Genomic DNA, 14027 nt, shown 5'->3' with positions numbered 1-14027 from the left:
TAGTAACTAAAGGAGAGTAGAAATGGAGAACAAAAATGGGCAAGAATTTCAAAGGAAAATGCAAGCACGTCATTTAGTCATGCTATCACTTGGTGGGGTGATTGGAACTGGCTTATTCTTAAGTTCGGGTTACACTATTCAACAAGCTGGCCCATTTGGAACAATTCTATCCTATCTGGTTGGTGCGCTAGTGGTTTATCTAGTTATGCTATGTTTAGGCGAGCTTTCCGTACATATGCCTGAAACGGGCGCATTTCATAGTTATGCAGTTAAATACATTGGACCGGGTACAGGGTATACAGTAGCCTGGTTGTATTGGTTAACTTGGACTGTTGCTTTAGGTTCTGAATTTACAGCTGCAGGATTACTTATGAAGCGATGGTTTCCATCGGTTAATGTTTGGGTATGGAGTGCTCTTTTTGCCATTTTGATCTTTGTATTAAATGTCCTGACTGTTAAATTTTTCGCCGAATCCGAATTTTGGTTTTCATCGATAAAGGTTATAGCTATTGTGTTTTTTATTGTTTTAGGAGTAGCGGCAATGCTAGGGTTTCTTCCGATGACTCATTCAAAAGCAGCACCATTCTTTTCTAATTTTACAAGTGGAGGTTTATTTCCTCATGGTGCTACGGCCATTATGATGACCATGCTTGCGGTTAATTTTGCTTTTTCGGGAACAGAATTAATAGGCATTGCAGCTGGAGAAACAGCGAACCCGGAAAAAATGATACCGAAGGCCATTCGAACTACTCTGTGGAGATTAATTATCTTTTTTGTAGGAACGATTGTTGTTTTATCTGCGTTATTGCCTATTTCCGATGCAGGGGTATTAGAGAGCCCTTTTGTTGCAGTTCTAGAACGAATTGGGGTGCCATATTCAGCTGACATAATGAATTTCGTTATCTTAACAGCCATTTTATCTGCGGCAAACTCAGGCCTTTATGCCTCTTCTAGAATGCTTTGGTCGCTTGCTAATAAGAATACGATATCCCCGATTTTTGGGAAAATGACGAAGCAAGGTGTTCCAATCAACGCCGTCATTTTCAGCATGGTGGGTGGAGCTTTGGCTTTGCTCTCAAGTATTGTGGCACCAGACACTGTCTATATCGTACTTGTTTCCATTTCCGGTCTAGCAGTAGTTATAGTTTGGATGAGTATTAGTGCTTCCCAGTTCCTATTTCGCAGACAATTTTTAAAAGAAGGAAATTCTGAAAAGGATTTGATTTATCGCACACCACTATATCCATTAGTACCAATTGCTTCTTTTATCCTTTGTCTGGCATCGTGTATTGGAATTGCATTCGATCCAACACAGAGAATTGCCTTATATTGCGGCATACCTTTTATTTTATTTTGCTATGGAAGTTATTATCTAACAAAAAATCTAAAAAAGAGGGGTGTAGATTATGTCGAACAAAACCAACCCAATTGATGCTATTTTATCCCAACATTCCATTATGCTTCTTGACGGAGCATTAGCTACTGAATTGGAGGCGCATGGATGTAATTTGGACGATCCCCTTTGGTCGGCACGTGTGTTACTAGAAAATCCGGAACTAATTTATCAGGTTCATTCGGACTATTTTCGTGCTGGAGCAGACTGTGCCATAACAGCAAGCTATCAAGCTACTATTAGTGGTTTTTCCAAGCGTGGAATACAAGAACAGGAAGCTTTGGAATTAATTAAGAAAACGGTGTTACTTGCAAGAAGGGCAAGAGATGATTTTTGGAAGGAAAATATTCAAACGAATAGGCCAAAACCATTGGTTGTTGCATCAGTTGGGCCGTACGGGGCTTACCTTGCAGATGGTTCTGAGTATGTAGGTAGCTATGGTGTGACAGATAAAACATTAGCAGACTTTCATCGTTCGAGAATGTCTGCGTTAATCGAAGCAGGTGCAGATCTATTGGCATTTGAAACGATCCCTTCCCTGCAAGAAGCAAGAGTATTAGATACATTATTGCGGGAGTTTCCAGAAACATATGCGTGGCTTTCCTTTTCGCTAAAAAATGAGAAAGAGATTAGTGAAGGTATGAAACTCGTGGAGTGTGCACGAGTTTTTGAGAAAAGTGAACAAATTGTAGCGATAGGCATCAATTGTGCGCCAGTAACCGTTGTGACTGGTGCAATCCAAGAGTTGAGGGCAAACACCAAAAAACCGATTATTGTTTATCCAAACTCTGGTGAAACTTATAATCCGGAAACAAAAACATGGCGTGGTCATGAACAATGTAACGCGTTGGATATTCAATCTGATGAATGGTACCGAGCAGGTGCACGTTTAATAGGTGGATGCTGCAGAACGACACCTTATCACATTGAGGAGATAGCGAACAAGTGGCGTTCTTCCGAGTTTTTCTATTCGAACGAAGCAAAACAGTAATGTAATGGATGATAATCTAACTTTGTGTGTATTTTCATGATTTTGCTTGTTCAGGAATCTACAGTTATGTCTAGTGGCACAAAATGCCTTTTCAAAGACGCAAATGTGGATGGTAGCCTCGGGAATCCAGTGGACTTTTGGGTACCTTAGGTATGGAAAGGAATCAGGGAAAATAAAAACCGCTAGTTTAATAGATATGGTAGACAACATGCTGAATCTTTTAATGAAGATGTAGTTAATCCAATTGAAGGTGAAGAGGACCATTTATTCGTAATTAAAGTTAACGAAGGGGTTAATTTAGTTATTCAAAAAATAGTTCAATAACTATATGAAAATTTGTTGTGGTAAAAATCTTTGTTGTAGTAGTAAATGTGGTCATATTGTTATAAAAAAGGATAGATGTAAACAGGTATACTCTTCTGTTCATCTATCCTTTCCTTTTTACCTTATACAATGTGTGACATTATATTCAATCGCATAAATATAGGATTTCATTACTATTCCCTTGATTTTTAATAAAACGGTAGGGTTTATTTGGTATGCGTAATATTAAGAGTATGCTTCTATTTTAGGAATGCTTTACCCCACAAAATGAAAGTACACTTTTTTTCCATTCTTAAGTTGATGGGCATCACCACATGTCTATCAACCTAAGAAATCAATCACCCCAAAACGAAAAAAACGAATTGAATTCACATAAATAACTGTAGAAAAGTAAAAATTCCGTTTAGAGGGTACTTCAAGACCTTAGCATGATGGGCATGTATAGTGCCCCCTAATAAATCACCATGCTCCGCTTCCAACCATTATCAACACTAAATTCTGATTTTTAACTAGTCTTTTTTATCCGTAATTCCATATTTTGATATTTTGTTCTAAATCCTAAAGCAATAGCAGCTCCAATACAACTTGAGAGACAGCCAGCAAATAAGTATACAGATAAATCTGATTCGCCAATTATCACAGAAGCTATTCCTCCAATTGCAGGAAAAAGTGCTACCATATAACCACCTTTTGCCCCTCCAATTCTATCTACAAGTTTCAAATAGAATAACCATGCTGCAAAAGAAGCAATTAGGGTTAAGTATAGTAAAGCAGATAAGTATGAAATAGATGTTGGAAAGACTAGCTTTTCTCCTTGAAGTAATACAATCGCTCCTATCAATACACTTCCTGCTGTAAAGCCAATTGAATTTGCATATATGGGATTAACCTTATGTTTTGAATTTCTTGCAGAGCTAGCATCTCCTATCGCTGTAAGAATAGTACCTAGAATTGCCATCATAATTCCTTTTACATCATCAAATCCTTTAAAACTGTTTATATTAGGATAGATAAGAATACATACGCCTAGCACTCCTAGAATTCCTCCAATTAAAACACGAGAATGTAGCTTCTCTTTCAAAAAAATTCGAAGGGCAATTGGAGTTAAAATAACTTTCAATGAAAAAATCAAAGTTACGATAGCGGCAGAACTCATTATAGTAGCATAATAGAGACATAGATAACTCAATGCAAAATTGCAAATGCCAAATAAAACGACAAATGGAATATCTTTTCTATTAGGTTTTCCATTAGGTTTAATAAGCCATATAAGAACTAAAAATAAGATTGCCGTTAGAACTAAACGGTATAATAACGAGAGTTCTAGACTAACTGGTGTACCTTGAATCTTAACTACAATAAAATTAAGTCCCCAAACAATTAAACAAAATAAATACATAATTTTAACCAACTTATCATCATTCCTCTTAAAAAATATCGTATGAATTCCTATACTTAATACTAATCCTTACTGTCATTTATAAAAGGTACAGTTTATAATAATTTAAAATGACAGTTGGAGGGTATTAAGTGAAAGAACTCATTTTTAATATAGATCAGAGTGGTAATGTTCCAATGTATCAGCAAATATATGTTTATATACGGATGCAAATATTATCAGGAAAAATTACCTATGATACAAAACTACCTTCTATTCGACAATTAGCAGAACTTTTAAATGTAAGTAGAAATACTACACAAGTGGCTTATGAACAACTTCTAGCAGAAGGTTATATACGAAGTGAAAATAAAAAGGGCTATTTTGTACAGGCAAATGTGTCTAATCAAGTACTTATATATGAGCCTACTGTAATAACTCCTAGAGAAAGACAAAAAGATATAAGAAAAACTATTGATTTTAAAATTGGTACGGTGAACAGGGAGAACTTTCCTATTGCAAAGTGGAGAAGCCTAACAAATAAAGTCTTAATGGATCCTATCATGTATTCCTACGGGGAAAAACAAGGGGACATGTTGTTAAGGACAGCTATATCAGATTATCTGTTTCAATCAAGAGGTGTAAGTGCTGTTAATAAGCAAATACTAATTGGTAGCAGTACACAACATTTGTTATTGATTTTAACCCTTCTTTTAAAAAAAGAATTTCATAAGATAGCTGTAGAAGACCCTGGTTACAATGGAGCAAGGGAAATTTTTTCCTTACAGTCATTCACCGTGGAACCTATATCTGTTATTGAAAATGGCCTTGACGTTGATCAATTGTGTACAACAGACACAAGATTGGTATACGTTACACCCACTCATCATTTTCCATATGGATTAACGATGCCTGTTAGTGAAAGGTTACAACTCATTAACTGGGCTGAACAGGTTAATGGATATATTATTGAAGATGATTACGATAGTGAATTTCGTTATATTCATCAACCTGTCCCCTCTTTACAGAGTATAGATTCTAATGATAGAACTGTGTATTTGAGCACATTTTCTAAAGCATTATTACCCTCAATCCGTGTAAGTTACATGGTATTACCTAAACGATTACTTCCTACGTATGAGAAAATTGGGCCTTTACTAGAACAAACTGCTTCTTCTGTTCATCAAAGAACGCTAGCCCACTTTATATCAGAGGGATATTGGTATACACATTTAAGGAAAATGAAAACTCTTTATAAACGTAAAATAAAAGTACTATGCGAAGAGATAAATAAACATTTTAAAAACAATATAAAAATCAAGGGTTACTACTCTGGTATTTATGTAGTTATTGAGGTCAAAACTCAAATGAGCGAGAAAGATTTGATAAATAAAGCATTTAGCAATGGCGTTACTGTTTATCCATGCTCTCAATATTTTGTTAAAAAAGTACCTAAATATCCACATATTCAATTAGGTTTAGGAAACTTAAGTGAACATGAGATTACTGAAGGTATCTGTAAATTAGCAAATATATGGCTTGAAAAAAATTAAAGTTAAATGAAGTAAACGATCCTGTTACTGGAGGTATATTTAGAGATTATGGTCAAGAAGCAAGTACATTGTTTCAAAAACTAGATAATCAAAAAAGATTTTTTGAAGAGTCTTCTCAAATTAATGTTGAGTTTATATTAGGGGGACCATATATGCCCATCAGCTTAAGATTTTGAAGTACCTCATCGCTATCTAGCCAATAAAAAGAAATCTCCTCAAAAAGAAAAAATATGTTATCCTTTTCTATAATTCTACAGAAAGAATAGCGTATTTTTTTATGGATATATTTTTTTAGCTCAATAGCGATGTGATGGTACCTCAAATATAATTATTTTATTTGAAGGTCTCTTTTAAATTCGTTTCAAATCCTTTTCATAGGTTGGTATACAAGAACGTGTAGTGATAAACCTACCACTGCAGTAATGTTTAAAATAATCACCAAAGTCACTAATGAATCTATCTATCTTCTCCATCTGTTCCAGTAATTGTTTTATATTGCAATTCTTCAAACGATTTTATTTCAAGTCGGTACTCTTCTTCTAACCACTCATATCGTTGCTTAACTGCTTCCGTCTCATTTTCATACCAATCCTCATGCTCTTCATAATATTTCTTCATACATTCAGATCTCTGTTTATTTCTTAAAAGACTTGCAACAAAACCCAAATTACGTTATTTCTTTGCAGAAATAGGTTGAAACCAACTATCCCTACCATTTAAGTCAACTTCAAAAACATATATAGGCTGTGCGAAACCTTTTGTATCAGTATAGTAATCTATATTATATTTTGTGATGAATAATGTATCACCTGCTTTGAAAGATCCTATAGGATCAAATTCTCCTTGTTTCAGTTTTTGGAATGCTTCCTTTGGTGAAAGAATTTCAACATCTCGAACATGTGATTTTTTTGTACCATAATATTTGTAAACAGGCATTTTTTCCCCTTCATCTTTTAACTCTATTGATGTCTTTATAGTAACTTGAGACATATCATTTTTGGTAATAGGATCAATAGGCATATTTCCAAATTCCTTCATTTGATACGAAATCATTATTCCGAGTGCGACGAAACTTACTGTAATGGGCAGATATAAATATTTGATTATTTTTGTATCTGTTTCATTTTTTTTCAAAAATATAAGAACTATGTTTAACACAGAATATCCTAGCATCATGCCTAAAGTATTATGAAGTAAATCTGCTAGTTCCATACTTCCTCGTTGCAGTGTAAATTCAAGAATTTCAATCAATAAACTTGCTATAATTGAGATCATTAACATCCATTTTGTTTTTTGAAAAACCTTACTAAATAAAGGGAATAAAATTCCTAAAGGAAAAAGCATACCTATATTCACAATGATATGGAAAAAGGAAGTAAATGAAAATGTATTCCATGCTTTTTTATAAACACTAAGTACATCAAAATCAATGGTTCTTGCAAAGGCCATATCATCTGAACGACCAAATGAAGTAGCTGATAATGCAAGGGAATAGTATCCTGTTATTAAAACAAACAATATAATTTGTTTTACAGTTAGTTTTTTTTCTCTTTTATATATCTTTTTGTATACTACAAAATAACTAAAAACAAATACAAGTAGTAACAAGAGTGTGAGTAGTATCGTAGGAATCGCATAACTAGCGATTAGATTGAAAATAATGTTCATTTTACACCTCTGTTTTTATGAATATAATTTTGTACATATGCATTTTATATAGTGATTACTAATACAACAATCAAGCTTTGAATTTTCAAAGGCTCGCAACAGATGTAGGATTTATCCGTTAGGGAAGTAATTTTAAACAAGGCTGAATAAGATAAAATCGTCATGTCGTTCAAAAATACGAGCTGAATTTACATAAATAACTGTCAAGAGATAGAATTATTGTTTTGGGGGTTCCTGAAAATATTAGCTTGATGCGCATAGGGTACAGCCCAGTAATTGATAAATCGCCCTTCTTGTTTTTCTCTCTATTTTTTGTTGCTTACATTAGAAATGCTAAACTGTATAATGACTCATATTAAACTTATAAATAGACTTGTTAGTAACTTTTCATACTAATTATTCCTTTCTTCATGCTGTAATACTTAATAGACAACCTAAACAATAAAGTTGTTCCACATTTACAAAAAAAATAATTAAATATAAGATGAAATAGGCTACACAAGGGAGGGTTATATGTTACATACAAAAAAATGGAGATTTTTTGCGGTTCTTTCTATTGTAGGTTTGATTTTACTAATTTTATTAAAAATCAACTTCATTTCAATTACTATCGCAACTTCTTCAGCTGAAAGAGGTAAGATTTTTGATCAAAATGGTGTAATACTAGCTACAAATAAGAAAGTTAAGTCTCTATATTGCACTTCTAATTATGAAAAGCTATCGAAACAAGACACATCAAACACATTAGCTTTTTTTAATCAATTTTCAAGCGAGTTTCAACATGATATTTCTACAAAGAACATAAAATCTCAATTACAACAATCTTGTAAAAAGCAGACTATGAATGATATACCGTTATACTCTGATATAACTGAGAACGAACTTGCATTCATAAACAAAAATAAACCCAATAATGTAATAATTAAAGATGAATGGATTCGATATTATCCTAAACATGAAATTGGTTCACAAGTAATTGGGTATGTAGAAAATGACCTTAATTCAAACCATATGCTTGTTGGAAAAAGTGGGATTGAGCTACAATATGAAAATGATTTAAAAGGAAAACCAGGAAAAACTCTTATTTTTAAGATTGGTAATAAAAAGTTCTTCTGGAACATTCAAAGCGTACAAAAAGGAAAAGATGTCCGGCTAGCCTTAGACTCTAACTTGCAGCAAAAAACAGAGGAAGCATTAAGATCTCAAATTAAGAAAATACCTGATGCTAAAGCTGGTTATGCTGTAGTGAGCGATGTAAAAACTGGCGTAATTTTAACTATGGCCAACTCGGCAGTATTTAATCCAAATACACATGTATCATCTAAAAATGAAAACTTTAAATCACTTTTGCAAAATAAAACAATTCAAAAATTAAAGTATGGTGAATCTTATGTAAATATGTCCTCTACTATAAAGCCGCTTACTATTTTAATTGGATTAAGCGAAAAGCTTTTTCAACCTGAAGATACTTATTTAGATAAAGGTACTTTTCAGTATGATAATCAAAATAACATTTCGAATGCACCTGGAACACCAACAGGGGAGATTACACCGAGGCAGGCTATCATTAATTCATCTAACACATTTATGACAGCAAAAGTAGCTCTGCCCTTATTCAACCAAAATAATGGGAATATAGAAAAAGTGGCACATATATGGACAGATTATTTAATGCAATTCGGCCTACGTTCTAAAACCGGGATTGATTTACCCTTTGAAGAAGACGGACAATATGAATTCCATCCATCTAATACGTTTGAAAAGGGAATCTCCGCTTTATTAAATGCCTCTTGGGGAGAAAATGAAGTGCATACCCCTCTTCAACTCGCTCAATATGCAGCAACTTTGGCAAGTAAAGGTGATAAATATAAACCTCAAATCGTAAGTGCGATTATTGGTCAGGACGGTAAGGAAACAAAAAAGTTTAAACCAATTTTAGAAAGTTCAAATCGTTATCCTATGGAATTTTGGAGTGTCTTGCAAGAGGGAATGAGTCAGAATATAGAGGAGATTAAAAATTTACCCTTTCATGTCGCAGGTAAAACGGGTAGTACAGGTTCTCCGAATGAGCAAGCAAAAATGATAAATCATTCTCTTTTCATTGCGTATGCTCCTACGGAAGATCCACAAATTGCCGTTTCTGTCGTTATTCCTGGTAGTAATTCAGAAAAAAACATTGCCGCTCTCGTTACATCAGAAATTTTAGAGTACTGGAATACTCTTCAAAACGAAAATAAAAATAAAGAGGAAGGTTCACTTTAATGAACCTTCCTCTTTTACCATATAGAATCTATATTTATTATTTTCCATATACCTTCATTATTCTTTTCGAACATAAATGAATATTTAATATCAGTTAAAACATACTCTTTTTGTACATACCCAGTATTGCCGTTAAATGTCGATATTTTCATATATTCATCATTCTGCACTTTTTCTGGAATCCAAGCTTTTACAATTTCATTAGATACTTCATATAAAATTTGTGATTCTCGTTTTGGTTCAGCTAAAATTTTCGTTTTATTTCCAGTAACAGTTACATATATATAATGGTCTCGCTTTGATTGGTTACTTTCTGTCATTCCACTTGGTACTTTATATACTTTCTTTGTATCATTTGCAAACTCTCCCCCCATTGTAAGAGCGACTTGCAACTCATGAAAAATATCTTCATCAAACTTCAATTCATCCTTCTTATAACTCTTCCCTTTAAATAGAACTTCATCATTTAATACTCTATACAAATCATTTTCATTTTTTGAATTTGTACTTTGATATAAATCATTCATAAATTGTTTCAATGATGGATCTTGAGCAGATTCATCTTTTGTTTTCGGCTCAATTTGAGTACTACTTTGTACCGGTGATTTATTATCATCAAGCCAAGGTTGTTGAACAATGAAAAATAACATTGTACAAACCAAAACAACTACAACAGGCAATGCTTTTTTTCGAAATGGTCTCTTATATGTTACAGAATCTACTTCACTATTTTGATATACCGATTGCTTTATTTTATCAATATATTCTTCTTCATCTTTCCGATGCTCCATTGGTCCTTTTTTCAATTTACTATACCAGTCAGGATTTTTTTTACTGTTCATCACTTCTTCCCTCCCCTATTAGTTTTGAAACTTTACTTCTCGCTCTACTTAATCTAGATTTGACTGTTCCAATTGACACACCTAATGTTTCAGCCATTTCTTCATAAGATAATTCATATTTTGCGTCTAATATTAGTATTTCACGGTGTTTTTTAGGTAGTTTTAATACAACATCCCACACTTCATTTAGTTCCTCTTGCTTAAAAAACTGTTGTTCTGCTGACAGGGATTGCTTATCGTCACTAAAAAATCCTATTAAAGATATCCTTTTAAAATAGGAGGATTTTAAATAGTTTATTGCTGTATTTCTTGTGATTTTTAATATCCACGTTTTAATAGATGACTCCTTTCGAAATGAATTCCAATTTTTAAAAACCTTTATAAAGACATCTTGTGTGATATCATCTGATAAGTGTGGATCTTTCGTAATAATAAATGAATAATTCCATACATCTTGCCAATAGTCTTTAATAACATAGTCGAGCTCGTCATGATTACATTTTCCAGTAAACTTCTGTTCCATTTCCACACCTCAAACTTATTTGAATAAACATAAAACTGCCCTCACTTTTAATATGGTTTCAATATATAGACATGATACAAGTTTCATTTGTTCCATAGCGCTTTTTTCTATATAGCTACGCTTTCTGTATTTGAATATATTGTCGTTCTTCTGTCTCTTTCTTTATTTTCTCTTGACGGTTACGTAGCTCTTCTTACTCCCTTTGTATTTTGGTTCTGGTGCAAAAACAAAGTAAAAGAGAATAAAACATATATATAACGGAATCGTATTTTATGTTACAAGTCCATCTACTATATTATTCAAGTACTTTTGTTGTCTAAGTTGCTTACTATCAGGTATGCCTTTTTCTTTTTTCTTTTTTCAACTACTCAATTGCTATAGAATAAGCCGCATTCTTATCGACTGTTATTACACGTGGCTTTGAAACATGAAAAGGCCGCAACACTTTCCTAAAAAAGCGCTTTGCAGCCTTTTGATCTCTTGTTTTGTTTAGACAGTACCAAAAAACGTTATTCTTTCTAAATAAGCTAGATTAGAAAAAATAACGTTTTTTATGAATCACATGATTTAAGATAAATTACAAACATTTGACAAAGAATTATAACGAGATATTACACCTGCATTTTCAAAAAACTCGAATTCTACAAGTGTTTTTGAAATATATGCAACAGAACTCTTTTTTATAAGTCAACTTCATTTCTTCCTATGCTATATACGATTATCATGCCAAAAGTTTAACGAAAAATGCTCATCTTCATGATATGCTTCAAATTCATAACCTTTTGCTTTTAATCCTTCTATTATTGCTGGTATTGCTGCAACAGATTGTGGATGAATATCATGCATTAAAATAATCTCTTTGGACTTTGTTGCACCTGTAATTACACTTTCAGCAATTTTTGCCGCAGCAGCATCCACTGGCATGTTACCATATCTCCAGTCTGAAGTATCTATCGTCCAATCCCAAACTCTTAAACCACTTTCTACAACCTTATTACGAAGTGCTTCATTTAATCCAGGCGAAGAACCATATGGAGGGCGTGTTAGTTTTGGCGATTCACCAATAATATTTGCTATTAACCCCTGGTCTTCTTTCATTTCATTGACATACTCGCCATTTGTATATAACTTCTTGGAATTGTGTGTCATACTATGCATACCTACATAGTGCCCTTCTGCTTTTTCACGTTTTACTAAATCCGGATACTGCTTTACATTTGCACCAATTAAGAAAAAAGTTGCTTTCGTATCATTTTGTTTTAATATATTTAACAATTCAGCTGTATATTTTCCTGGACCATCATCAAATGTAAGATAAGCAATTTTCCTCACTTGACCATTAAATTGATCTGGTGCAGCCTTATTCATCTTCACCTTCGACTGCTCACCTGCAAGATGTACTGCATTTACTTGGCTGGCTACTGCTCTAGCCGGTGAAGTAATTGATTGAAACATAAAATACCCAATTGCGATTGCAATAATAGCCACTATTGTGACTATTATTCTTTTTACATTTAATACATTTCCCATTCTATGAAATTCCTTTCTTTAATAGCATTTCTCTATAATACTTCTATTCACATTTAAATATATTCAATTTTTTCGTTCCTACAAGTAAATATTAATAAACTATATGAATGGATAGCATCAACATATTGTGTGCTCTGTATGCTAATAACCCTTGATTTAACAGAGATTCTAATCCGTCTATTCCACCTACTATAAAAAAATGGGCGGAAATCTCATTGATATGAGAAGAAAACAGTCTTTGATATTTATGGGTGTTGTCTATAAGTATAGTGGACTTAGAAAACAAAAGAAGGCTGTACAATCTTTAAAAACGATACCTATTTAGGTTTATTTAGCATGCTCATTTTTAAGAATAAAAAGTGTTTCAAGATTGTTGTAGTTTATTTGAATGAAAGTTCATTTTGTTTCCGTTCTTAAAACAAAAAATAATTACTATTTTTTAACATTAATAAGGGAGGATTTCTCCGAAATCTGCTGATACACTTCCCTATGTAACTAACACGCTAAAAAATAGTGTAAGCACAGTTACTATTGCTATGAATCTCTTACAAAACATACTTTTTACTTCTGTTACCTTCAATATCTTACACTCAAAAAAACGTTATTCTAACATAATCCGCCCCAAAATAGACTGTGTTATCAAATCCTAAATACATATAAGATATTAGAATCATTTTTAAATAAACCATCTCATCTCAATCTTATAGGCGCTAACACGAATCAGTTAGTCTCCTTCAGTTTTATCACCTTAACGAATAGTGGTCCCTGCAAATACTTCAAGAGTCATACTAATATCCACATATTTTTTATGATTAGTAAATATTCAACTCAGTCACCTTTCGTAAAGGTTATAAATTTATCAAATTTGTCAATTGAAATTTACTTTAGTACTACTCCTGCAGCCAAAAACATATAAGTGAAAACGCTCATTAAATCGAACAGGCGCTTACCAATTTGTAGGGTATCGGTATCAATAGTATAGGCCCCCATTCTAGCGACAAACTTTTCTTACATTGAGCGGATTCTCGATGAATCGCATGATTTGTAAGTTTAGTTTTCTCAACTTTTTTGCGTTTATCTGAAATGATTCACCTATAAAAGTTCTACACTTGTAAGACTAACACTCTTTATTTCCACACACATCCCTATTTTTAATACCCTCTCTCCTTTCGAAATAGTCCGTAATTTCATATTTTTCAGGGTTACACTTAATAGACAATCTAAGTAATACATTTGTTCCACATTTACAAAAAAATCAAACCAGTGTGCACCGCATATTGTGGTACCCTATTAAAGAAAAGGTATATAAAATTTATCAAATCCATATGAGAATAGTTTCTTAGTTTCAATAAAACGCTGAGAACCATTACTATTTCCCATTACAACAGAAAGCATCCTTTTACCATCTTGTTTTGCTGTTCCTGCAAAATAGTAACCTACTGTATCTTTAAATCCAGTTTTTAATCCATCACCCCCTTGAAAATATAATATTCTATTAGGGGTCACCATATCATTGCGAGAAAATTGTAGGTTTAGACACAAAAAACAAGTGTATAAATTTAG

Annotated in this window: 11 protein-coding genes and 1 pseudogene; 4 read left to right on the top strand and 8 right to left on the bottom strand. The window is 33.0% G+C overall.

Going from position 1 to position 14027, the window contains the following annotated elements; all coding sequences use genetic code 11:
- The first annotated feature begins 22 nt into the window (after nt 1-22).
- Both mmuP and mmuM read left to right on the top strand, forming a co-directional pair.
- A complete protein-coding gene (mmuP, locus tag B9A45_RS13575) occupies nt 23-1432 on the top strand; it encodes an S-methylmethionine permease (RefSeq protein WP_065229978.1) in 1410 nt (469 codons plus the stop codon).
- Nucleotides 1407-2384: a homocysteine S-methyltransferase gene (gene mmuM, locus B9A45_RS13570; protein WP_084064141.1), complete on the top strand. Its 978-nt coding sequence runs from the start codon at nt 1407-1409 to the stop codon at nt 2382-2384. The genes mmuP and mmuM overlap by 26 nt, the downstream gene beginning before the upstream one ends.
- Before the next feature lie 829 nt (nt 2385-3213).
- On the opposite strand, the gene B9A45_RS13565 is transcribed toward mmuM, so the two are convergent.
- A complete protein-coding gene (locus tag B9A45_RS13565) occupies nt 3214-4119 on the bottom strand; it encodes a DMT family transporter (protein ID WP_097919657.1) in 906 nt (301 codons plus the stop codon).
- A gap of 119 nt (nt 4120-4238) precedes the next feature.
- Between B9A45_RS13565 and B9A45_RS13560 the strand changes: the two genes are divergently transcribed.
- Nucleotides 4239-5639: a MocR-like pyridoxine biosynthesis transcription factor PdxR gene (locus B9A45_RS13560; protein WP_084064140.1), complete on the top strand. Its 1401-nt coding sequence runs from the start codon at nt 4239-4241 to the stop codon at nt 5637-5639.
- A 456-nt stretch (nt 5640-6095) separates the two neighbouring features.
- Here the strand turns inward: B9A45_RS13560 and B9A45_RS13555 are convergent, their stop codons facing one another.
- Entirely contained in the window at nt 6096-6257 is a 162-nt protein-coding gene (locus B9A45_RS13555; RefSeq protein WP_255301785.1) for a hypothetical protein, read from the bottom strand.
- Nucleotides 6258-6311: 54 nt separating this feature from the next.
- Nucleotides 6312-7307: a VanZ family protein gene (locus B9A45_RS13550; RefSeq protein ID WP_084064139.1), complete on the bottom strand. Its 996-nt coding sequence runs from the start codon at nt 7305-7307 to the stop codon at nt 6312-6314.
- A 513-nt stretch (nt 7308-7820) separates the two neighbouring features.
- Between B9A45_RS13550 and B9A45_RS13545 the strand changes: the two genes are divergently transcribed.
- Nucleotides 7821-9569 (top strand): peptidoglycan D,D-transpeptidase FtsI family protein, encoded by a 1749-nt coding sequence (locus B9A45_RS13545; RefSeq protein ID WP_084064138.1) that lies wholly within the window; start codon nt 7821-7823, stop codon nt 9567-9569.
- 14 nt (nt 9570-9583) lie between these two features.
- Here B9A45_RS13545 and B9A45_RS13540 read toward each other — a convergent pair whose 3' ends face one another.
- The 5 genes and pseudogenes from B9A45_RS13540 to B9A45_RS13515 form a co-directional block, all read right to left on the bottom strand.
- Nucleotides 9584-10411 carry an anti-sigma factor gene (locus tag B9A45_RS13540; protein ID WP_084064137.1) on the bottom strand — a complete coding sequence of 276 codons (828 nt, stop codon included), beginning with the start codon at nt 10409-10411 and terminating at the stop codon, nt 9584-9586.
- Entirely contained in the window at nt 10401-10934 is a 534-nt protein-coding gene (locus B9A45_RS13535) for an RNA polymerase sigma factor (protein ID WP_141552428.1), read from the bottom strand. The genes B9A45_RS13540 and B9A45_RS13535 overlap by 11 nt, the downstream gene beginning before the upstream one ends.
- A 288-nt stretch (nt 10935-11222) precedes the next feature.
- Nucleotides 11223-11433 (bottom strand): annotated as a pseudogene (locus B9A45_RS13530) (DDE-type integrase/transposase/recombinase); the annotation flags it as partial.
- Between the two features lie 209 nt (nt 11434-11642).
- Nucleotides 11643-12464 (bottom strand): peptidoglycan-N-acetylglucosamine deacetylase, encoded by an 822-nt coding sequence (locus B9A45_RS13525; protein WP_084064135.1) that lies wholly within the window; start codon nt 12462-12464, stop codon nt 11643-11645.
- Nucleotides 12465-13754: 1290 nt separating this feature from the next.
- Nucleotides 13755-13973 (bottom strand): hypothetical protein, encoded by a 219-nt coding sequence (locus tag B9A45_RS13515; protein WP_141531496.1) that lies wholly within the window; start codon nt 13971-13973, stop codon nt 13755-13757.
- Nucleotides 13974-14027 lie beyond the last annotated feature (54 nt).

Origin of the sequence: Bacillus sp. JKS001846 (assembly GCF_900176455.1) — a bacterium.
GTDB lineage: Bacteria > Bacillota > Bacilli > Bacillales > Bacillaceae_G > Bacillus_A > Bacillus_A cereus.
The sequence above is the reverse complement of the archived record's forward strand: the minus strand, read 5'-3'. Positions and strand labels throughout refer to the sequence as shown.